We start from the raw sequence: 22,132 nt of genomic DNA, 5'->3' as shown, positions 1-22,132 counted from the left end.
CCCGGCGCACAGCAAGGATTCAGGCAATGCGGAAGTCCACGAAAATGCTCGCCTTCGTCGCCTTGCTGGCCGGACTCGTGGTGCTGGCCATCGTCTCCGGAGGCCAGTTCAGCGGCACCCGGCTCGACGGCAGCGCTGCCGCGGCTACCTCCGGCAGCGCCACTTCACGGCCCTCCGGCGGGGCCGGTGCGACCGGCGTCGCGAATCCCTCGCAACTCGTCGAAGTGAAAGCCTCCGAACTGCCGCCGCAGGGGCGCCAGACCCTCGCCCTGATCGCGAAGGGCGGGCCGTTCCCTTACGCCCAGGACGGCATCAACTTCGGCAACTTCGAAGGGATTCTCCCGCGGAAATCCTCCGGATACTACAAGGAATACACGGTCCGGACACCGGAAGCGCCGGACCGCGGAGCGCGCCGGATCGTGGTGGGACAAACCGGCGAAAAATACTACACCGCGGACCACTACGCTTCATTCAGATTCATCGTCGAAGGCAAGTAAGGAACCATGAAGATCTACTCGGCAGACACCTGGACCCTCGAAGAGCTGAAGGACCAGATCGGCGACGCCGGCCGCCGCACCGTTGTGATCCCGGCCGCGGACACCAAGAAGGCCGTCCTGAAGGCGTTCGGCGAGACCCTGCAGTTCCCGGAGCATTATGGGGTCAACCTCGATGCCCTCAACGACTCGCTGCACGACTTCGCGGATTCCGTCACGGATGACGGCCAGGCCCCGATCACCTTCATCTGGCAGGTGCCTGCCGTCTTCCGGGCAGACCGCTCCTTCGGCGTCATCTGCGAGATCCTGCAGGACGCCGAACGCTATGCCGGGAAGAACCTGGCCGTCATCGCCGTCTGCCTCTAGGCGTTGACGATCAGGCCAAGCTCGGCCTTCGACGCGAGGGCCTCGTGCTTGGGGAGCACACGGACCGTGTAGCCGAACGATCCGGAACGGTCGATCACGAGGGTGCCGCTGAAGAGGTGGCGGCCCTTGCCGAGACTCTCGGCGGACTTCAGCTCGGCCACCGTGACGTCCGCCAGTTCGTCGCTGTCCTCGGCGCGGCCATAGGCGACCTCAACGAAGACATCGTCCGGGGAAAGGTCCTTCAGGTCCACATAGGCGTTCACCTGGAGGAGATCGCCGATCTGCGGGTCTTCGGAGACACCCACGGAGTCCACATGCTCCACCTGGATCTGCGGCCAGGCGGCCCGGACCCGTGAGATCCAGCCGGCAAGGGTCTTCGCCTGGGCGTAGTTTTCCGCGACGGCGCGGCGTCCGGCTTCGGCCGCTGGCCGGTAGAGGACGTTGACGTAGTCCTTGAGCATCCGTTCCGCGGAGACGGCAGGGCCCAGATGCGACATGGTGTGCTTGATCATCGATACCCAGTGGGTGGGGACCTTCTGCGCTTCGGACTGCGAGGGACCGGCCGCCCCGGCCGCGTCGGAGACCGTCAGCCCGTAGAACCGGGGTGACACCTGGGTTTCGAGGAGTTCGTAGAGCGCTGCCGCCTCGATATCGTCCCGTTCCTCGGGGGACGCGTCGTTGTTGGCAGTCGGAATCGCCCAGCCATTCTCGCCGTCGTACATCTCATCCCACCAGCCGTCCAGGACCGAGAGGTTCAGCGAACCGTTCAGGGCGGCCTTCATGCCGGACGTTCCGCAGGCCTCGAGCGGACGCAACGGGTTGTTGAGCCACACATCGCAGCCGGGGAACAGCGTCCGGGCCATCGCGATGTCGTAGTTCGGCAGGAACGCAATCCGGTGGCGCACTGCGGGGTCGTCGGTGAACCGGACCAGGTCCTGGATCATCTTCTTGCCCGCGTCATCGGCCGGGTGCGACTTCCCCGCGATCACCAGCTGGATCGGATGGGTCTTGTGCAGCAGCAAGGCCTTGAGGCGTTCGGGTTCGCGGAGCATCAGGGTGAGCCGCTTGTAGGTCGGCACGCGCCGGGCAAAGCCGATGGTCATGATGTCCGGATCCAGCACGGAGTCCGTCCAGGCAAGCTCGGCGTCGGCCGCGCCGCGCTTCTTCCAGGACGCCCGGAGCCGGCGCCTGACATCCTCGACCAGGGATACGCGCATTTCGCGGCGCATCGCCCAGACGTCTTCGTCGCTGACGTTGTAGGCCAGGTCCCAGCGGCCCTGCGACTCCGCATCGGAGCCGAACTGGTCCCGGGCGAGCTGCGAGACGCGCGGGTCGACCCAGGTCGGAACGTGCACGCCGTTGGTGACGGAAGTTATCGGCACCTCGGAATGGTCGAATCCCGGCCAGAGGGCCGAGAACATCCCGCGGGATACGACGCCGTGCAGCTTGGCGACGCCGTTGGCCCGCTGGGCCAGCCGCAGGCCCATGACCGCCATGTTGAAAACGAAGGGATTGCCGTCCGCGTAGTCTTCCCGGCCCAGGTCCAGGATCTTTGCGACCGGAACATCCGGAGCCAGCCCGGCGTCGAAGAAGTGCTGGATCTGCGAGGTCTCAAAACGGTCGATCCCGGCCGGGACCGGCGTGTGGGTCGTGAACACGGTGGACGCCCGTCCGGCGGCCAGCGCTTCATCCCAGCTCAAGGGGTCAGCCCCGGACATCAGCTCCTGGATCCGCTCGACGCCCAGGAAACCGGCGTGGCCCTCGTTGGTGTGGAAAACCTCGGGGGCGGGGTTGCCGGTGAGCTTCTGGAATGCCCGGAGGGCTTTCACCCCGCCCATGCCCAGCAGGAGTTCCTGCTGGAGCCGGTGGTCACCGCCGCCGCCGTACAGGCGGTCGGTGATGCCGCGCGCGGCGTCGTCGTTGCCCGGCACGTTGGAGTCCAGCAACAGGAGCGGGACACGCCCGACGTCGGCCCGCCACACGTGCGCCAGCAGCCGGCGCCCGTTGGGCAGGGGCAGCGAGATTTGGACGGGCTTGCCGTTGCCGTCCGGGGAGGCCTCGCGCAGCAGGGTCAGAGGCAGGCCGTCGGGGTCGAGGACCGGGTATGTCTCCTGCTGCCAGGCGTCGCGGGAAAGGGACTGCTTGAAATAGCCGGCCTGGTAGAGGAGGCCGACCCCGATCAGCGGAACGCCGAGGTCGGAGGCCGCCTTCAGATGGTCTCCGGCGAGGATGCCCAGGCCGCCCGAGTACTGGGGCAGGACTTCGGTGATGCCGAATTCGGGGGAGAAGTAAGCGATGCAGGACGGCGCGGCCTCGCCAAGGCTCTGGTACCAGCGCGGCTGCTCGAGGTACCTGTCCAGGTCGTCGGCCGCCGCGTGGACGCGGCGCACGACGTCAAGGTCTGCCGCGAGACGCTGCAGCTCTTCCCTGCTGACCAGCCCCAGGAACGTCACCGGGTCATGGGCGCTCTCAGCCCAGATCTGGGGGTTGAGCCCCTTGAAGAGCTCCCTGGTGGGCCGGTGCCAGGACCACCGGAGGTTGGTGGCGAGCCGGGCCAGCGGCCGGATCGATTCCGGGAGTACGGTTCGGACGGTAAATCTGCGGATTGCCTTCACCAGCGAAACACTAACGGACAAGTGTGAGCCTCGGAACTGCTTTAGGATTCTTTCCGGTAAATGACGGATAGCCATCCGGAAAAATCCGGAAACCGCCGGAACACGTTCGCATCCTTAGCAATCTGGCCGATTTCTAGATAACGTCGAGGCTGTGACGACTAACTCGCGAACCAGTGCCGTGTCCAAGCAAAAGCCGAAGGCCCTGATCACGGATGGCCTTCGATTTGGCCGTTTTCCGATCACGGCCGTACAGCCCGCTGTCGAAGGCGGGAAATTCCCTGCCAAGGCAGTCGTGGGAGAAAGCCTCGTGGTGGGCGCCACCGTCTTCCGTGAGGGCCATGACCGGCTCGGGGTCAGCGCGGTTCTCCGCGATCCCCGCGGAAAGGAGCGCCAGCGTGTCCGGCTCGCACCGCCCCGGGGTCCGCGAGGGCAGGGCACTGACCGGTGGGAAGGGCTCCTGACGCCGTCCGCCACCGGCAACTGGTCCTTCGTCATCGAGGCCTGGCATGACCGGTACGGCACGTGGCACCACAACGCCGAGGTGAAGGTGGAAGCGGGCATCGACGTCGAACTGATGCTCGCGGAGGGCGCCGCCCTGCTGTCCGAAGCATCCGAGGACCCCGCCCGTCCGTCTTCGGACCGGCGGACCCTGCGGATGGCCGTCGTTGTCCTGTCCGATCCGTCCCTGACGCCTGAAGAACGCCTCGCCGCCGGATTCAGCGCCGAGGTGGCCGCCGTCGTCGAACGCCAGCCGATCCGGGAACTGGTGACCGTCTCCGAGCCTTACCCGCTGCAGGTGGAACGGGACCTCGCCGGCCGCGGCGCCTGGTATGAATTCTTCCCGCGCTCCGAGGGTGCCGTCCGCAACCACGAAACCGGGGAATGGACTTCCGGAAATTTCCGCACCGCGGCCAAACGCCTCGAGGCCGTCGCCGGTATGGGCTTCGACATCATCTACATGCCGCCGATCCACCCGATCGGCATCCAGCACCGGAAGGGCCCGAACAACACGCTGCTGGCGGGGCCGCATGATCCCGGCTCACCCTGGGCCATCGGTGCCAAGGAAGGCGGGCACGACGCCATCCACCCGGACCTTGGGACCTTCGAGGACTTCGACGCCTTCGTGGCCCGCGCCAACGGGTTGGGACTGGAAGTCGCCCTCGACCTGGCGCTGCAGGCGGCCCCGGACCACCCCTGGGTCCAAAGCCACCCGGAGTGGTTCACCACCCGCGTGGACGGCAGTATCGCCTACGCCGAGAACCCGCCGAAGAAATACCAGGACATCTTCCCGCTCAACTTCGACAACGATCCCGAGGGACTGTCCAAGGAGATCCTCCGGATCGTGCTGCTCTGGGTCAGCCACGGGGTCAAGATCTTCCGCGTGGACAACCCGCACACCAAACCGGTGTGGTTCTGGGAATGGCTGATCGCCAAGGTCAACAAGAAGCACCCCGACGTCGTCTTCCTCGCCGAGGCGTTCACCCGCCCGGCCATGATGCACGCGCTGGGCCGGGCGGGCTTCCAGCAGTCCTACACCTACTTCACCTGGCGGAACACCAAGGAGGAGCTGGAGGAGTATTTCCAGGTAGTCAGCCACGAATCCCCGGCGTATTTCCGGCCGAACTTCTTTGTCAACACCCCGGACATCCTCACCGAATTCCTGCAGTTCGGCGGTCCGGCCGCGTTCAGGATCCGTGCCGCGCTGGCCGCAACCGCGAGCCCGATCTGGGGCGTCTACGCCGGTTATGAACTGTACGAACACGTGGCCCGCCCGGGGGCCGAGGAGTATATCGACAACGAAAAGTTCGAGTACAAGGCCAGGGACTGGGACGCGGCGGCAGAATCCGGCCGCACGCTGGCCCCCTACCTGACCAGGCTCAACGCCATCCGCCACGCCCACCCTGCGCTGGGGGACCTGCAGAACCTGACGGTGCACCAGAGCACCGACAACGCCACCATCGTGTACTCCAAGCACAAGACCCTGCCGGACGGCACGAAGGACACCCTGATCATCGTCGTCAACGTCGATCCGCACGGCATCCGCGAGAGCACCGTCTCGCTGGATCTTGAGGCGCTGGAGCTGGACCCGGACAACCTGACGCACAATGGCGGCTTTATGGTGGATGATCTGTTGACCGGCGAGAGCTGGGAGTGGGGGGAGTACAACTACGTCCGATTGGATGCGCACGTCGAGCCCGCACACATTCTGAGCATCCGGAGGTAGCGCCAATGAGTTTCAGCCCGCAGAACCCCAGCCAGCACTTCAGCCCGAAGGCGAGCTTTGAACTGAATGCGCCGGGCCTCCAGCATGACCCGTTGTGGTACCGGAAGGCGGTGTTCTACGAGGTGCTGGTCCGGGGCTTTGCCGATGGAAACGGTGACGGCTCGGGTGATTTCCACGGGCTCATCGACAAGCTGGACTATCTGCAGTGGCTGGGCGTGGACTGCCTCTGGCTGCCGCCGTTCTTCCAGTCCCCGCTCCGCGACGGCGGCTACGACATCTCGGACTACAACTCCGTGCTGGACGAGTTCGGAACCATCAGCGATTTCAAGCGGCTCGTGGCGGAGGCCCATGCCCGCGGCGTGCGCGTCATCATCGACCTTCCGCTGAACCACACCTCGGACCAGCATCCCTGGTTCCAGGAATCGCGGCGCGACCCGGACGGACCCTTCGGCGACTTCTATGTGTGGAGCGACACGGATGAGAAGTACCAGGACGCCCGCATCATCTTCGTGGACACGGAGGAATCCAACTGGACCTTCGACCCGATCCGCCGCCAGTTCTTCTGGCACCGCTTCTTCAGCCATCAGCCGGACCTCAACTTTGAAAACCCCAAGGTCATCGACGCGCTGTTCGACGTCGTGCGGTTCTGGCTGGACCAGGGCATCGACGGCTTCCGCGCCGACGCCATTCCGTACCTCTTCGAAGAAGAGGGCACCAACTGCGAGAACCTGCCACAGACCCACGAGTTCCTGCGCAAGCTGCGCAAGATGGTCGACGACAGCTACCCGGGCCGCGTGATCATTGCCGAGGCCAACCAGCCGCCCGCTGAGGTGGTGGAATACTTCGGCACCGAAGAGGAACCGGAATGCCATATGGCCTTCCACTTCCCGATCATGCCGCGCCTGTACTATGCGCTGCGGGACCAGAAGGCCGCCCCCATCATCGAGACGATGAAGGACACCCCGGACATCCCCGAAGGCGCACAATGGGGCACCTTCCTGCGCAACCACGACGAGCTGACGCTGGAAATGGTCACGGCGGACGAGCGTGCGGCGATGCTCGGCTGGTACGCGCCGGATCCGCGCATGCGCGCCAACATCGGCATCCGACGCCGGCTCGCCCCGCTGCTGGATAACTCCCGCTCGGAAATCGAACTCATCAACGCCCTGCTGCTGTCCCTGCCCGGAAGTCCGTTCCTGTACTACGGGGACGAGATCGGCATGGGGGACAACATCTGGCTGGAAGACCGCGACGCCGTCCGCACCCCGATGCAGTGGAACCCGGACCGCAACGCCGGGTTCTCCAACGCGGACCCCGGCAAGCTGTACCTTCCCGTGATCCAGTCGCTGGTCTACAACTACAGCATGGCCAACGTGGAGGCGGAGGCTGCCCATTCGGGTTCGCTGCTGCGCTGGACCCGGCAGATCCTCAGCGTCCGGAAGAACCACCCCGCCTTCGGGCTCGGCGGCTTCAAGCACGTCGAGGCCGATCACGACGTCGTCCTCGCCTACCTGCGCGAACTTCCGGAAGGCAACGCGGCCGGCGAGGACAGCGAAACCATCCTGTGCGTTTTCAATCTGTCCCAGCACCCGGTGGCCACGACCCTGCGGGTGCCGAAATACTCCGGGCGGGGCCTCAGGGATGTGTTCGGCGGCCAGGCGTTCCCGGCCATCGGCGAGGACGGAACCCTGACACTGACCCTGGGCAGCCACGACTTCTTCTGGCTCCGGATCCGCTCGTCCTCCTCCAACCCGGCGTCCCCCTTCACCCAGGCGATGCCGATCCTTTCCCTCGAAGGCTGACATGAGCCGACCGACCCTGACCCCCGCCCTGCGTGAACTGCTGGGCGCGTGGCTCCCGCGCCAGCGCTGGTTCCCGGTCAAGAGCACGGCGTTCACCTTCCAACCGGCCGGCGCCCTTCGCCTGGACGACGGCCACGGCGAGGCGGAGCTTGAGGTGCTGCTCCTCGCGGTGCGCTATCCGACGGCCGACGGCAACCGGAGCGACGTCGTGCAGGTCCCGCTCAGCTTCCGCCGCGCGCCCCTGGCCGGTGCGGAGTCGGCCCTGATCGGGGAAAGCCTCCGTGGCGGCGGCGCCGCGGAGGAAACCGGGGATGACGACCACCGCTGGATCTACGACGGCGTCCACGACCCCGCCTTCGTCTCCGCGTGGCTGGACCTGATGCGCGGCGGCGGCACCGCGCCGTCGGGGAACGCCGCCGGCCACCTGGTGGAGTCCGGCTACCGCCTGCCCTCCGCCACCGGCACGGTGCGGGTGCTCTCCGGCGAGCAGTCGAACAGCTCGGTGATAGTCGACGACGGCGGTTCGGCCGCCATCCTGAAATTCTTCCGCGTGCTCTCCGAGGGCCAGAACCCGGAGGTGGAAATCGGCGCAGCCCTGACCGCCGGGCGCACCTCGGAGGTTCCGGCCACCCTCGGCTGGGTTAACGGGGAATGGGATACTCCCGCGGGCGACGCGACGGGCGGCACCCGCCCCGCGCACGGCGAACTGGCAGTAGCCCACGAGTTCCTGGCCGGCGGCCTCGACGCCTGGCGGCTGGCCGTGGACGCGGCAAGCAACGGCATCGATTTCACCGCCGAGGCCCATGCGCTTGGCATGGCCACCGCCACGGTGCACCGCAGGCTGGCCGCGGCCCTCGGGACCGCTGCCGAAGCGGTTCCCGGCCGCGACATCGCGGCCGGAGTAGCCCAGCGCGTGCGCCGGTCCTGGGCAGAAGCCTGGAACGCCGTCGGGCCGTACGATGACGCGCTGGAAAGGCTGCTGTTGCGGCTTCAAGGCAGCAGCGCAGGCTCCTTGCAGCGCATCCACGGCGATCTCCACCTCGGCCAGATCCTCCAGGTCCCGGGAGGCGCCGGGAAGGCGCGGCGCTGGGCCATCCTGGACTTCGAGGGGGAACCGCTCCGGCCCATCTCGGAACGTAATTTTCCCGACGTCCCGCTGCGCGACGTCGTCGGGATGCTGCGGTCCTTCGACTATGCTGCCGGTGCGGCCGTCCGGGAGCACCCGGGCACCGTCGTGCCGGCCTCGTGGGCGGACGACTGCGCCGAGGCCTTCCTGGCCGGCTACGCGGAAGTCACCCCCGGAATCATTGACCGGGACTCGCCGCTCTTCACGGCATTGTGGCTGGACAAGGCACTATATGAAGTCATCTACGAATTACGGAACAGGCCGGGCTGGCTATCCATCCCGGTCAACGCATCACGTCGTCTCCTCAGCAGTACAGGTTCCGGCGTTCCAGCCGAAGCCGCAGCGGAAGGTATCAAAATGACAGGATCCACACCTATCGATCGGCCCGGCGCCCCGCTCCCCGTGGACGCGGAGACCCTTGCAAGGGTCGCGTCCGGCGAGCACCATGCGCCGCATTCGGTCCTTGGCGCGCACCTCGATGACCACGGCCACGTGACCATCCGGGCGGTCAAGCACCTGGCTGAAGCCGTTTCCGTGGTCACCGCGGCCGGCACGGTCCCGATGACCCATGAGTCCGGCGGTGTGTGGGTGGCCGTTCTGGAACCCCTCGAGCACGGCCATGTGCCGGACTACCGCCTCGAAGTGAGCTACAAGGACCACGAGCCGCAGCTGGCTGACGACCCCTACCGCTACCTCCCGACCGTGGGCGAGGTGGACCTGCACCTGATCGGGGAAGGCCGCCACGAACGCCTCTGGGATGTGCTCGGCGCGCACGTCCAGCACTACAAGTCTTCACTCGGTGACGTCGACGGCGTGTCCTTCGCAGTGTGGGCCCCGAACGCCCAGGCTGTCCGCGTCAAGGGCGACTTCAACGGCTGGGACGGCCGGCAGCACTCCATGCGTTCGCTGGGATCCAGCGGTGTCTGGGAACTCTTCATTCCCGGGGTTCCAGCAGGGGCGTGCTACAAGTTCGAGATCAGGTCCCGGCACGGTCACTGGGTGGAGAAGGCGGATCCGCTGGCGTTCGGGACCGAAATCCCGCCGCTGACGGCGTCCCGCGTCGTCGAGCCCTCCTACGCCTTCAAGGATGCCGAGTGGATGGAAGCCCGGGCCGCCCGGGACCCGCAGAACTCGCCCATGAGCGTCTACGAGGTCCACCTCGGCTCGTGGCGGGTCGGCCTCGGCTACCGCGAGCTGGCCAAGGAACTGGTGGAGTACGTCAAGTGGCTGGGGTTCACCCACGTGGAATTCATGCCCGTGGCCGAGCACCCCTTCGGCGGCTCCTGGGGGTACCAGGTCACCTCCTACTTTGCCCCGACGTCGCGCTTCGGGCACCCGGACGAATTCCGGCACCTCGTGGATGAGCTCCACCAGGCCGGCATCGGTGTGCTGCTGGACTGGGTTCCCGCGCACTTCCCCAAGGACGAGTGGGCCCTGGCCAGGTTCGACGGCGAAACCCTGTACGAGCACGCAGATCCGAACCTCGGCGAGCACCCGGACTGGGGAACGCTGATCTTCGACTTCGGCCGCCGTGAAGTCCGGAACTTCCTCGTCGCCAACGCGCTCTACTGGCTCGACGAATTCCACATCGACGGGCTGCGGGTCGACGCTGTCGCCTCGATGCTCTATCTCGACTACTCACGCGAGGAAGGGCAGTGGCAGCCGAACCGCTTCGGCGGACGCGAAAACCTCGAGGCGATCTCCTTCATTCAGGAGGTCAACGCCACCGTCTACAAGACCCACCCCGGCGCCGTCATGATCGCCGAGGAATCGACCGCGTTCCCGGGGGTCACGGCTCCGACGAGCCAGGGCGGCCTGGGCTTCGGCATCAAATGGAACATGGGCTGGATGCATGACTCGCTCAAGTACATGGCCGAGGATCCATACAACCGCCGGTGGCACCACGGCACCATCACGTTCTCTATGATCTACGCCTACACGGAGAACTTCCTGCTGCCCATCAGCCACGACGAAGTCGTGCATGGCAAGGGCTCGATGTTGCGCAAGATGCCGGGGGACCGCTGGCAGCAACTGGCGAACCTGCGGGCATTCCTGGGCTATCAGTGGGCGCATCCGGGCAAGCAGTTGATCTTCATGGGCACGGAGTTCGGCCAGGAGGCGGAATGGTCCGAACAGCACGGACTGGACTGGTGGCTCGCCGACATCCCGGCGCATCGCGGCGTGCAACTCCTGACCAAGGACCTGAACGAGCTTTATGGTTCGACCCCGGCCCTGTATGAGCGGGACAACGATCCTGACGGGTTCCAGTGGATCAACGGCGGAGACTCGGACCGGAACGTGCTCACCTTCATCCGCCGCGACGCCGCCGGGAGCCCCCTGGTGTGCGCCGTGAACTTCTCCGGCGGCCCGCACACCGACTACCGCCTCGGCGTTCCGTCCGCGGGCGGCTGGAAGGAAGTGTTGAACACCGACTCCGCCGAGTACGGCGGCTCGGGTGTTGTGAACACCGGCACCCTGACCGCGTCCGACGGCGGCCTCGACGGTCAGCCGGCAACACTAACGGTCACGCTGCCCCCCTTGGGCGCCGCGTACTTCAAGCCCCTGGGCTAGCCCGCCCGTCAGGCGGCGGACTGCCGAAGAGCCCGGAATCCCCGTGATTCCGGGCTTTTTGGCATCCGAGAAAGGCCGGCTTTGTCAGCAGGGCAAAGTGGTGGTAGAGTTTATTTCCGCGCTGCTCCCCGGAGTTGAACGGCCACGAAGACCCAGAAGCCTCACGGCAAACTGAGTCGGGAGAGCTGATTTGACAAGGGTGAAGCGGCCGGGTAAGTTTGTTAGGTTGCTCCGGAGCGATCCTGGACCGTGTGGTCCGGGTGGTGCCGGGTGTGTCTGTTGTTTGAGAACTCAATAGTGTGCCAAGTTTGTTGATACCAATTTATTGTATTGGATTGGTTGAATTGACTGGATCCGCCACCCCGTGGTGTGGTCTGGTTTTTACAGCTGGTTTCAAATTTTGTGCAGCCTGGGTCCGCGTTTTCCCGTGGGCCTGTTGGTTGTGTCTGTTTTTGTTTTACTTCAACGGAGAGTTTGATCCTGGCTCAGGATGAACGCTGGCGGCGTGCTTAACACATGCAAGTCGAACGATGAACCTCACTTGTGGGGGGATTAGTGGCGAACGGGTGAGTAACACGTGAGTAACCTGCCCTTAACTCTGGGATAAGCCTGGGAAACTGGGTCTAATACCGGATATGACTCCTCATCGCATGGTGGGGGGTGGAAAGCTTTATTGTGGTTTTGGATGGACTCGCGGCCTATCAGCTTGTTGGTGAGGTAATGGCTCACCAAGGCGACGACGGGTAGCCGGCCTGAGAGGGTGACCGGCCACACTGGGACTGAGACACGGCCCAGACTCCTACGGGAGGCAGCAGTGGGGAATATTGCACAATGGGCGCAAGCCTGATGCAGCGACGCCGCGTGAGGGATGACGGCCTTCGGGTTGTAAACCTCTTTCAGTAGGGAAGAAGCGAAAGTGACGGTACCTGCAGAAGAAGCGCCGGCTAACTACGTGCCAGCAGCCGCGGTAATACGTAGGGCGCAAGCGTTATCCGGAATTATTGGGCGTAAAGAGCTCGTAGGCGGTTTGTCGCGTCTGCCGTGAAAGTCCGGGGCTCAACTCCGGATCTGCGGTGGGTACGGGCAGACTAGAGTGATGTAGGGGAGACTGGAATTCCTGGTGTAGCGGTGAAATGCGCAGATATCAGGAGGAACACCGATGGCGAAGGCAGGTCTCTGGGCATTAACTGACGCTGAGGAGCGAAAGCATGGGGAGCGAACAGGATTAGATACCCTGGTAGTCCATGCCGTAAACGTTGGGCACTAGGTGTGGGGGACATTCCACGTTCTCCGTACCGTAGCTAACGCATTAAGTGCCCCGCCTGGGGAGTACGGCCGCAAGGCTAAAACTCAAAGGAATTGACGGGGGCCCGCACAAGCGGCGGAGCATGCGGATTAATTCGATGCAACGCGAAGAACCTTACCAAGGCTTGACATGGACTGGAAACATCTGGAGACAGGTGCCCCGCTTGCGGCCGGTTCACAGGTGGTGCATGGTTGTCGTCAGCTCGTGTCGTGAGATGTTGGGTTAAGTCCCGCAACGAGCGCAACCCTCGTTCTATGTTGCCAGCGCGTGATGGCGGGGACTCATAGGAGACTGCCGGGGTCAACTCGGAGGAAGGTGGGGACGACGTCAAATCATCATGCCCCTTATGTCTTGGGCTTCACGCATGCTACAATGGCCGGTACAAAGGGTTGCGATACTGTGAGGTGGAGCTAATCCCAAAAAGCCGGTCTCAGTTCGGATTGGGGTCTGCAACTCGACCCCATGAAGTCGGAGTCGCTAGTAATCGCAGATCAGCAACGCTGCGGTGAATACGTTCCCGGGCCTTGTACACACCGCCCGTCAAGTCACGAAAGTTGGTAACACCCGAAGCCGGTGGCCTAACCCCTTGTGGGAGGGAGCTGTCGAAGGTGGGACTGGCGATTGGGACTAAGTCGTAACAAGGTAGCCGTACCGGAAGGTGCGGCTGGATCACCTCCTTTCTAAGGAGCACCTACAACTTTCCGTGCCCCGTGTATGCGGGTGTTCAGGGGTTGTCAGGAGTAGGCCCGTTGCGCAGGCGATTGTTCTGCGGCGGGTGCTCACGGGTGGAATATCAGCAGATAGGTGCCTGGCGGCACAGGCCGGCAGCTAGTACGGACGGGTTCCCTTCGGGGTGTCCTGTCCTGGAACGCTCGCCGGGATGGTCCGCCGGGTAGTGTTTGGCACACTGTTGGGTCCTGAGGCAACAGGGCCATGCCGCATGTCTGTTTGTTCCCTTGTGGGGGCGGGCGGGGTGTGGTGTGGGTTTGTTTGTTTCTGGTTTCCTGGCTGCACCGATCACACGGTTCCGGTTCCTGCTTTGGCGGGGCTGGTGTGTGGGGTGTGTGGTACGGGGTTGTTGTTTGAGAACTACATAGTGGACGCGAGCATCTTTTATAAGAAGCAATTTCCAAGAATATGAACCTGGATCTGTGCCGTTGCGTGGTTGTGCCTCTTCGGGGGTGTGGCTGGTGGCGGTGTGGTTTCCGTGGTTCTCTCGAAAATAGCGTTTTTGATCTTTTGTGGTCAAGTTTTTAAGAGCACACGGTGGATGCCTTGGCATTAGGAGCCGAAGAAGGACGTAGGAATCTGCGATAAGCCTGGGGGAGTCGATAACCGGACTGTGATCCCAGGGTGTCCGAATGGGGAAACCCCGCCAGGGGCGCGAGCTGCCTGGTGACCCGCATCTGAACACATAGGGTGTGTGGAGGGAACGCGGGGAAGTGAAACATCTCAGTACCCGCAGGAAGAGAAAACAATAGTGATTCCGTCAGTAGTGGCGAGCGAACGCGGATCAGGCTAAACCGTTCCATGTGTGATAGCCGGCGGGCGTTGCATGGTCGGGGTTGTGGGACTTTCCGTACCAGTTCTGCCGGACTGGTGAGGTGCGAAGTGTGGGCATAGGTGAACGGTCTTGAAAGGCCGGCCAGAGAGGGTGTGAGCCCCGTAACCGAAATGTTGTCATACCGCCTGGAGAGTATCCCAAGTAGCACGGGGCCCGAGAAATCCCGTGTGAATCTGTCAGGACCACCTGATAAGCCTAAATACTCCCTAATGACCGATAGCGGACCAGTACCGTGAGGGAAAGGTGAAAAGTACCCCGGGAGGGGAGTGAAACAGTACCTGAAACCGTGTGCTTACAATCCGTCGGAGCCAGTCTGATTCTGGTGACGGCGTGCCTTTTGAAGAATGAGCCTGCGAGTTAGTGTTACGTCGCGAGGTTAACCCGTGTGGGGAAGCCGTAGCGAAAGCGAGTCTGAACAGGGCGTTGCAGTGGCGTGATCTAGACCCGAAGCGAAGTGATCTACCCATGGCCAGGTTGAAGCGACGGTAAGACGTCGTGGAGGACCGAACCCACTTCAGTTGAAAATGGAGGGGATGAGCTGTGGGTAGGGGTGAAAGGCCAATCAAACTTCGTGATAGCTGGTTCTCCCCGAAATGCATTTAGGTGCAGCGTTGCGTGTTTCTTACCGGAGGTAGAGCTACTGGATGGCTAATGGGCCCTACAAGGTTACTGACGTCAGCCAAACTCCGAATGCCGGTAAGTGAGAGCGCAGCAGTGAGACTGTGGGGGATAAGCTTCATAGTCGAGAGGGAAACAGCCCAGACCACCAACTAAGGCCCCTAAGCGTGTGCTAAGTGGGAAAGGATGTGGAGTTGCGAAGACAACCAGGAGGTTGGCTTAGAAGCAGCCATCCTTAAAAGAGTGCGTAATAGCTCACTGGTCAAGTGATTCCGCGCCGACAATGTAGCGGGGCTCAAGTACACCGCCGAAGTTGTGGATTTCAGACAAGTGCCTAGCCTTCGTGGTTCAGGTGTCTGGAGTGGTAGGGGAGCGTCGTGTGGGCAGTGAAGTCGCGGTGTAAACCAGCGGTGGAGCCTACACGAGTGAGAATGCAGGCATGAGTAGCGAAAGACGGGTGAGAAACCCGTCCGCCGAATGATCAAGGGTTCCAGGGTCAAGCTAATCTGCCCTGGGTAAGTCGGGACCTAAGGCGAGGCCGACAGGCGTAGTCGATGGACAACGGGTTGATATTCCCGTACCGGCGAAAAACCGCCCATGCTGAACAGGGGATACTAACCGCCCGAGACCTGCCCGACCGCCCTTGTGGTGTGAGGGTTTTGGTGGAGCGCGGGACCTGATCCTGGGAGGCAAGCGTATTAACAGGTGTGACGCAGGAAGGTAGCCGGGCCGGGCGATGGTTGCCCCGGTCTAAGGATGTAGGGCGAACGGTAGGCAAATCCGCCGTTCATGATGCCTGAGACCCGATGGGACCCCCTCACGGGGGGATCCGGTGATCCTATGCTGCCGAGAAAAGCATCGACGCGAGGTTTTAGCCGCCCGTACCCCAAACCGACACAGGTGATCAGGTAGAGAATACTAAGGCGATCGAGAGAATTATGGTTAAGGAACTCGGCAAAATGCCCCCGTAACTTCGGGAGAAGGGGGGCCCCCAGCGTGATGGACACAAGCTGTCCGGAGCGTGCAGGGGCCGCAGAGACCAGGGGGAAGCGACTGTTTACTAAAAACACAGGTCCGTGCGAAGTCGCAAGACGATGTATACGGACTGACTCCTGCCCGGTGCTGGAAGGTTAAGAGGACCGGTTAGCCGCAAGGCGAAGCTGAGAATTCAAGCCCCAGTAAACGGCGGTGGTAACTATAACCATCCTAAGGTAGCGAAATTCCTTGTCGGGTAAGTTCCGACCTGCACGAATGGAGTAACGACTTCCCCGCTGTCTCAACCATAAACTCGGCGAAATTGCAGTACGAGTAAAGATGCTCGTTACGCGCAGCAGGACGGAAAGACCCCGAGACCTTTACTATAGTTTGGTATTGGTGTTCGGAGTGGCTTGTGTAGGATAGGTGGGAGACGTGGAAGCCCGGACGCCAGTCCGGGTGGAGTCATCGTTGAAATACCACTCTGGTCACTTTGGACATCTAACTTCGGCCCGTAATCCGGGTCAGGGACAGTGCCTGATGGGTAGTTTAACTGGGGCGGTTGCCTCCTAAAAAGTAACGGAGGCGCCCAAAGGTTCCCTCAGCCTGGTTGGCAATCAGGTGTCGAGTGTAAGTGCACAAGGGAGCTTGACTGTGAGAGAGACATCTCGAGCAGGGACGAAAGTCGGGACTAGTGATCCGGCGGTACATTGTGGAATGGCCGTCGCTCAACGGATAAAAGGTACCTCGGGGATAACAGGCTGATCTTGCCCAAGAGTCCATATCGACGGCATGGTTTGGCACCTCGATGTCGGCTCGTCGCATCCTGGGGCTGGAGTAGGTCCCAAGGGTTGGGCTGTTCGCCCATTAAAGCGGTACGCGAGCTGGGTTTAGAACGTCGTGAGACAGTTCGGTCCCTATCCGCTGCGCGCGCAGGAAATTTGAGAAGGGCTGTCCTTAGTACGAGAGGACCGGGACGGACGAACCTCTGGTGTGTCAGTTGTACTGCCAAGTGCACCGCTGATTAGCTACGTTCGGATGGGATAACCGCTGAAAGCATCTAAGCGGGAAGCTCGCTTCGAGATGAGATTTCCATACACCTTGTGTGTGAGAGGCCCCCAGCCAGACCACTGGGTTGATAGGCCGGACGTGGAAGACAGGACTAAAGACTGTTGAAGCTGACCGGTACTAATAGGCCGATAACTTACACCACACACTCTCTTCGTGAACGGATTCAAAAGACGCTCACACCATGAAGAGAGTACAAAGAAACAAGACTGCTTGCGTCCACTATGTGGTTCCCAAACAACAAACCCGCACCACGGGCACGTTGCACCAGGGAACACCACCACAACACAACAACACCACCACTGCACACACATGCAGCGGACAGGTTGTAACCACAGATTTCCCACCACACCCACCAGGGTGCCAGGTGCGGAGCAAGGGTTACGGCGGTCATAGCGTGGGGGAAACGCCCGGTCCCATTCCGAACCCGGAAGCTAAGACCCACAGCGCCGATGGTACTGCACCCGGGAGGGTGTGGGAGAGTAGGACACCGCCGGACACTATTTAGAGCACGAGCCCCGACCCCCGGTCGGGGCTCGCGCCATTTAAAACCCACCACCAACACGCCACTCCCACACCGCCCGCCGCCGGTCCCGGAACCGGGAACCCGCGGAACGCGAGTGAACGCCGCTGTCCCCGGTAGTGTTGTTGCCCATGGAGAACCTTTTCAGCCACGCCGCCCCTGACAGCCCGGAACCGGAGGCTGCCGATGGCCTGGAAGCTGTCGTCTACACCGTCGTGGTGCCGGGCAGCGTTGCCCGGGCCTTCGTGGGCTTCACCGAACACACGCACCTCTGGTGGCCTCTGGAAGACCACAGCGTCTATGGTGCCGGCTCCTATGTGGAGTTTGAGGAGAACCTGATCCTGGAGACTTCCGACGACGGCAGGACCGCCATCTGGGGCTCAATCGACGACTGGCAGCCCCCGCTGTCCTTCCACGCCAGTTGGCACCCGGGGAGCTCGGCAATGTGGTCCACAGAGCTCCGGGTGGCCTTCCGCGCGGTGCAAGGCGGCACGGAGCTGCGTCTCGTGCACACGGGCTGGGAGGGCGCCGAGGACCCCGCCGCCACGCGGGCGGGCTACCAAGCGGACTGGCCTGGTGTGCTTGACCGTTTTGTGCGCTTCATGGGCGGCGCTGAAAGTTGAGATCAGGCCTCATGAGCAACATCGTAGACGTACTGACCGCCACGCTGGGCACGGCGAAGGTTGCCGTGGACGCGGCGGTCCTGGCCGCCTATGCCGTGGACCAGGCCCCGGTGCTGGACTACCAGTTGCCGCAGGCCGTGGTCCGGGCCGAGTCCGTGGCTGATGTCCAGGCCACCGTCAGCGCCTGCTCGGCGCACGGGGTCTCCGTGGTGGCGCGCGGGGCAGGCACCGGCGTCTCCGGCGGCGCCCATGCCAGCGAGGGCTGCGTGGTCCTGAGCCTTGAACGGATGAACCGCATCCTTGACCTCAACCCGGATGACGAGACCGCCGTCGTCGAGCCCGGGGTGATCAACGCCGATCTGAACGCGGCTGCCGCGGTGCACGGGCTCATGTACGCGCCGGATCCGGCCAGCTTCAAGCTGTCCACAATCGGCGGCAACGTGGCGACCAATGCCGGCGGGCTGAGATGCGCAAAGTACGGGGTGACGCGGGACTCGGTCCTGGCGCTTGACGTCGTGCTGGCGGACGGCTCGCTTATCCACACCGGCCACCAGACCTTCAAGGGCGTCGCGGGCTACGACCTCACGGGGCTTTTCGTGGGATCGGAGGGGACGCTGGGGATCGTCGTCGGCGTGACGGTACGGCTCAAGTACCTCCCACGGGAGGTGCACACCATCGCCGCCTTCTACCCCGACTTCCGCAGCGCCGCGGCGGGTGTCCTCGCCGTCGGCAAGGCACGGGTGCAGCCGGCCATCATGGAACTGCTCGACGGCGGCTCGCTCGCCCAGCTCGACGAAGCCCACGGCTCGGACCTTGCCTCACGGGGTGCTGCCCTGCTGCTGATCCAGACCGACGGCTTCGGTGCCGCGGCGGAAGCAGCCGCGATCCGGCCGGTCCTCGCAGCAGGTGGCGCCGTGGTCACCATGGAGGCCAATGCGGAGGCTGAGCAGCTCGTGGAGCTGCGGCGCAACAGCCGCGGCGTGGAGGTCGATGACGAATACCGGGTGGGCGAGGACGTTGCCGTGCCACGCTCGCGGCTGGTGGACTACGTGGGCGCCCTCGAAACCATGGCGGCGGCGCACGGGGTCAAGCTCAAGGTGGTGGCGCACGCCGGCGACGGGAACCTGCACCCCACGTTCTGGGTGGAGCGGGTGGACAGCCTGGTGGACGCCGATGCCATGAACCGGCTCGGCGCCGCCCTGGACGAATCCATCACCGTGGCCCTGGGCATGGGCGGCACCATCACGGGGGAACACGGAATCGGCCAGTACAAGCTCCGCTGGCTCGGCCTCGAGCAGAAGGCACCGGTGCGCGAACTGCAGCGCCGGATCAAGGAACTGTTCGATCCAAACGGCATCCTGAACCCCGGCAAGGCGATTTAGCGCGGGCCAGGCCGGTTTAGCCCCACGGCTTTAACCCCACGGCTTTAACCCCACGGTGCGGAGTGACTTAGTCGTCCGAGTCCGGGTACTCGTCGTCCGTCTCGTCGTTACCGTACCGCGATTGCTCGGTTTCCACTTCGAGGATCTTGAGCAGCCCGGTGTCCGGGTTGAGCATGATCGCCGCCTCGTCCCGGCGGTGGCGCAGCTCGGAGTCGATGTAGGACTGCACCGCCTCGGCGAGCGGGATATGCCGGTTCTCCCGCTCGGACATGTACCAGCGGTGCTCCAGGATTTCATGCACGGCTTCCGCCGGCTCGAGCTTCCCGGAGAGGTCGCGGGGGATGGAGCGGACTATCGGCTCGAAGACCTGGCTGACCCACAGGTGGGCGCTGTATTCCTCGTCCATGCCAGGGTTGTTGTCCGCCCGAAAGGAGTCCATGTCGTTCAGGAGCCGCCGCGCCTGGTTTTCCTGCGCGTCCAGCCCGGTCAGCCGCAGCAGCCGGCGCTGGTGGTGTCCCGCGTCCACTACCTTGGGCTGGAGCTGGATGGTGGAGCCGTTCTGGGTGGTCTTGATCGCGTATTCCTCGACGTCGAAGCCCAGTTCGTTGAGCTTCCGGATCCGGGCCGCCACGCGCCAGCGTTCGCCGATCTCGAAGGACTCCTTCTCCGTCAGCTCCGTCCACAGCCGCCGGTAGCTGTCCATGATGAGTTCGCTGGTGGCCACCGGGTCCACCTTCTCCTCGATGAGGCCGCCGTCCAGGAGATCCATGAGTTCCCCGGCGATGTTGACGCGGGCGATTTCCAGATCGTACTCGCGCTGCCCGGTGGACAGGTCCGGATACAGCTCGCCCGTCTCGGCATCCACGAGGTACGCGGCGAAAGCGCCGGCGTCGCGGCGGAACAGGGTGTTGGACAGCGAAACGTCGCCCCAGTAGAAGCCGATCAGGTGGAGCCGGACCAGCAGCAGGGCCTGGGCGTCGATCAGCCGGGTCAGCGTGTCCTTGCGCAGCATCTGCGAGAACAGCGCCCGGTACGGCATGGAGAACTTGAGGTGCCGCGTGACCAGCACGGGGTTCAGCGGCCGCCCGTCCGGAGTCGTGCGGCCCGTGATGACGGCGACCGGCTCCACGCAGGGCACATCCAGCCGGGCGAGCTTGCGGAGCATGTGGTACTCGTGACGGGCGACGTGCTCCGAGGTTTCCTTGATGGCGATGACGGAACCGCCGAGATGGGCAAAACGCACGATGTGCCGCGAGATGCCGCGGGGCAGGGCGGCGAGGTGCTCGGCCGGCCAGTCCTCGAGGGCGATTTGCCAGGGCAGGTCCAGCAGTTCCGGCTCGGTGGCGGCGGCCGTGATGCTCAGCGAGCTGGAGGCAAAGGACGCCTTCTCGTCGTTGGCGCTGGCGGCTTCGAAGCGGGGCAGTTTGCCGAGCTGACCGTAGTCGGTGGGTTCGTTGTGCCAGTGGGCACTGTTTTCCTCGGTCATGGGGGTTTCCTCGGTCATGAATCAATTGTTCCGTACATAGGGCCGGGGCCCTAGCGAACGGGCCAGTGCGTAGGGTCGGCGACCTGAAGCCACAGCAAGCGGTTAAAGCCCGACGGCGGCCCTCCAAGGGGGAGGACCGCCGTCCAGCGCTACCTAGTCCCACGCCGGCAGGGTTCCCTGGCCGAAGCGGAGCGAGGATAGGGAACCGGTGGGGACTAGTCGCCGAGGCGCAGGCCCGTCTGGGTGTCGAACAGGTGAACGTGGCCGGACTGCGGGCGGACCCAGATGGACTCGCCCTTCGTCGGAGGCCGGCGGCCGTCGACGCGTGCCACGATGTCGTGGCTCTGGCCGTCCAGGATGGTGTGGCCGTAAACGTACGCGTCGGCGCCGAGTTCTTCGACGACGTCGACCTCGACCTGAAGGCCTTCGCCCTGTGCCACGGTCTCAAGATCCTCCGGGCGGGTGCCGAGGGTGACGGTGTTGCCCTTGGTTGCCTGCAGGACGTCGCGCGGAACCGGGTAAACGGTGCCGCCGAACTGCACGCCGCCGTCGACCACCGGAAGTTCGAGCAGGTTCATGGCGGGGGAGCCGATGAAGCCCGCCACGAAGACGTTCTTCGGCTTGTCGTAGAGGTTGCGCGGGGTGTCGACCTGCATCAGCAGACCGTCTTTGAGGACGGCGACGCGGTCACCCATGGTCATGGCCTCGACCTGGTCGTGGGTGACGTAGACCGTGGTGACGCCCAGGCGGCGCGTCAGCGATGCGATCTGGGTGCGGGTCTGCACACGGAGCTTGGCGTCGAGGTTGGACAGCGGCTCGTCCATCAGGAAGACCTGCGGGTTACGCACGATGGCGCGGCCCATGGCGACGCGCTGGCGCTGGCCGCCGGAGAGTGCCTTCGGCTTGCGGTCCAGGTATGGCTCGAGGTCCAGGAGCTTGGCGGCTTCGCGGACGCGTTCAGCGCGCTCTTCCTTGCTGACGCCGGCGATCTTCAGAGCGAAGCCCATGTTGTCCGCAACGGTCATGTGCGGGTACAGGGCGTAGTTCTGGAAGACCATGGCGATGTCGCGGTCCTTCGGAGGAAGGTCGGTGACATCGCGGTCGCCGATGAGGATCCGGCCGGAGTTCACGTCCTCAAGACCTGCCAGCATGCGCAGGGAGGTGGACTTTCCGCAGCCTGAGGGTCCGACGAGGACCAGGAATTCGCCATCGGCGATGTCAATGCTGAGCTTGTCAACAGCGGGCTTATCGGTGCCCGGGTACAGGCGCGTAGCGTTATCAAAAGTAACTGTAGCCACAGTTATCAATCCCTTCACCGGCAGGTACGTGCCGGACGATCCGTAGTGAATGGTCTTGTATTCAATTGTCTGTTCAGTTGTAGTTATTCAG

10 protein-coding genes and 3 rRNA genes are annotated in these 22,132 nt (G+C 63.7%); 10 read left to right on the top strand and 3 right to left on the bottom strand.

The genetic code is table 11. The annotated features are described in order from the left end of the window. Positions 1-26: 26 nt before the first annotated feature. Both E5206_RS19070 and E5206_RS19065 read left to right on the top strand, forming a co-directional pair. Positions 27-497: a ribonuclease domain-containing protein gene (locus E5206_RS19070; RefSeq protein WP_136323862.1), complete on the top strand. Its 471-nt coding sequence runs from the start codon at positions 27-29 to the stop codon at positions 495-497. A 6-nt stretch (positions 498-503) separates the two neighbouring features. After that, a complete protein-coding gene (locus E5206_RS19065; RefSeq protein ID WP_136323861.1) occupies positions 504-860 on the top strand; it encodes a barstar family protein in 357 nt (118 codons plus the stop codon). On the opposite strand, the gene glgP is transcribed toward E5206_RS19065, so the two are convergent. Further along, entirely contained in the window at positions 857-3,475 is a 2,619-nt protein-coding gene (gene glgP / locus E5206_RS19060) for an alpha-glucan family phosphorylase (protein ID WP_168709391.1), read from the bottom strand. The two genes, E5206_RS19065 and glgP, sit on opposite strands and share 4 nt — an antisense overlap. A gap of 151 nt (positions 3,476-3,626) precedes the next feature. On the opposite strand from glgP, the gene E5206_RS19055 reads away from it, so the two are divergent. From E5206_RS19055 to E5206_RS19020, 8 genes are all read left to right on the top strand, one after another. After that, on the top strand, positions 3,627-5,699 hold the full coding sequence (locus E5206_RS19055) for an alpha-1,4-glucan--maltose-1-phosphate maltosyltransferase (RefSeq protein ID WP_276605951.1): 2,073 nt from the start codon (positions 3,627-3,629) through the stop codon (positions 5,697-5,699). Positions 5,700-5,704: 5 nt separating this feature from the next. Next, positions 5,705-7,501, top strand: coding sequence for a maltose alpha-D-glucosyltransferase (treS, locus tag E5206_RS19050; RefSeq protein WP_136323859.1), 1,797 nt, complete (start codon positions 5,705-5,707; stop codon positions 7,499-7,501). Position 7,502: 1 nt separating this feature from the next. After that, a complete protein-coding gene (locus E5206_RS19045; protein ID WP_136323858.1) occupies positions 7,503-11,198 on the top strand; it encodes a 1,4-alpha-glucan branching enzyme in 3,696 nt (1,231 codons plus the stop codon). Positions 11,199-11,660: 462 nt separating this feature from the next. Continuing rightward, a 16S ribosomal RNA gene (locus E5206_RS19040) occupies positions 11,661-13,184 on the top strand. A 563-nt stretch (positions 13,185-13,747) separates the two neighbouring features. Next, positions 13,748-16,874 (top strand): 23S ribosomal RNA (locus tag E5206_RS19035). Positions 16,875-17,111: 237 nt separating this feature from the next. Continuing rightward, positions 17,112-17,228 (top strand): 5S ribosomal RNA (gene rrf / locus E5206_RS19030). Together the 16S, 23S and 5S rRNA genes form the textbook arrangement of a ribosomal RNA operon. A gap of 155 nt (positions 17,229-17,383) precedes the next feature. Next, a complete protein-coding gene (locus E5206_RS19025) occupies positions 17,384-17,875 on the top strand; it encodes an SRPBCC domain-containing protein (RefSeq protein ID WP_136323857.1) in 492 nt (163 codons plus the stop codon). Between the two features lie 11 nt (positions 17,876-17,886). After that, the gene (locus E5206_RS19020) at positions 17,887-19,257 is read left to right on the top strand and encodes an FAD-linked oxidase C-terminal domain-containing protein (RefSeq protein WP_136323856.1); all 1,371 of its coding nucleotides are present in this window, start codon (positions 17,887-17,889) and stop codon (positions 19,255-19,257) included. Positions 19,258-19,324: 67 nt separating this feature from the next. Here the strand turns inward: E5206_RS19020 and E5206_RS19015 are convergent, their stop codons facing one another. Beyond that, the gene (locus E5206_RS19015; protein WP_136324236.1) at positions 19,325-20,743 is read right to left on the bottom strand and encodes a DUF4032 domain-containing protein; all 1,419 of its coding nucleotides are present in this window, start codon (positions 20,741-20,743) and stop codon (positions 19,325-19,327) included. A 215-nt stretch (positions 20,744-20,958) separates the two neighbouring features. Beyond that, the gene (gene ugpC, locus E5206_RS19010; RefSeq protein WP_136323855.1) at positions 20,959-22,041 is read right to left on the bottom strand and encodes a sn-glycerol-3-phosphate ABC transporter ATP-binding protein UgpC; all 1,083 of its coding nucleotides are present in this window, start codon (positions 22,039-22,041) and stop codon (positions 20,959-20,961) included. Positions 22,042-22,132: the final 91 nt, after the last annotated feature.

Origin of the sequence: Arthrobacter sp. PAMC25564, assembly GCF_004798705.1 — a bacterium.
GTDB lineage: Bacteria > Actinomycetota > Actinomycetes > Actinomycetales > Micrococcaceae > Arthrobacter.
Note: the sequence above shows the minus strand (reverse complement) of the source record. Positions and strands in the feature narration are given on the sequence as shown.

Coding starts and splice junctions, on each gene's coding strand:
- E5206_RS19015 (WP_136324236.1), bottom strand. CDS start 20,743: ATGACCGAGGAAAACAGTGCCCACTGGCACAACGAACCCACCGACTAC.
- E5206_RS19045 (WP_136323858.1), top strand. CDS start 7,503: ATGAGCCGACCGACCCTGACCCCCGCCCTGCGTGAACTGCTGGGCGCG.
- treS (WP_136323859.1), top strand. CDS start 5,705: ATGAGTTTCAGCCCGCAGAACCCCAGCCAGCACTTCAGCCCGAAGGCG.
- E5206_RS19020 (WP_136323856.1), top strand. CDS start 17,887: ATGAGCAACATCGTAGACGTACTGACCGCCACGCTGGGCACGGCGAAG.
- E5206_RS19025 (WP_136323857.1), top strand. CDS start 17,384: ATGGAGAACCTTTTCAGCCACGCCGCCCCTGACAGCCCGGAACCGGAG.
- E5206_RS19070 (WP_136323862.1), top strand. CDS start 27: ATGCGGAAGTCCACGAAAATGCTCGCCTTCGTCGCCTTGCTGGCCGGA.
- E5206_RS19065 (WP_136323861.1), top strand. CDS start 504: ATGAAGATCTACTCGGCAGACACCTGGACCCTCGAAGAGCTGAAGGAC.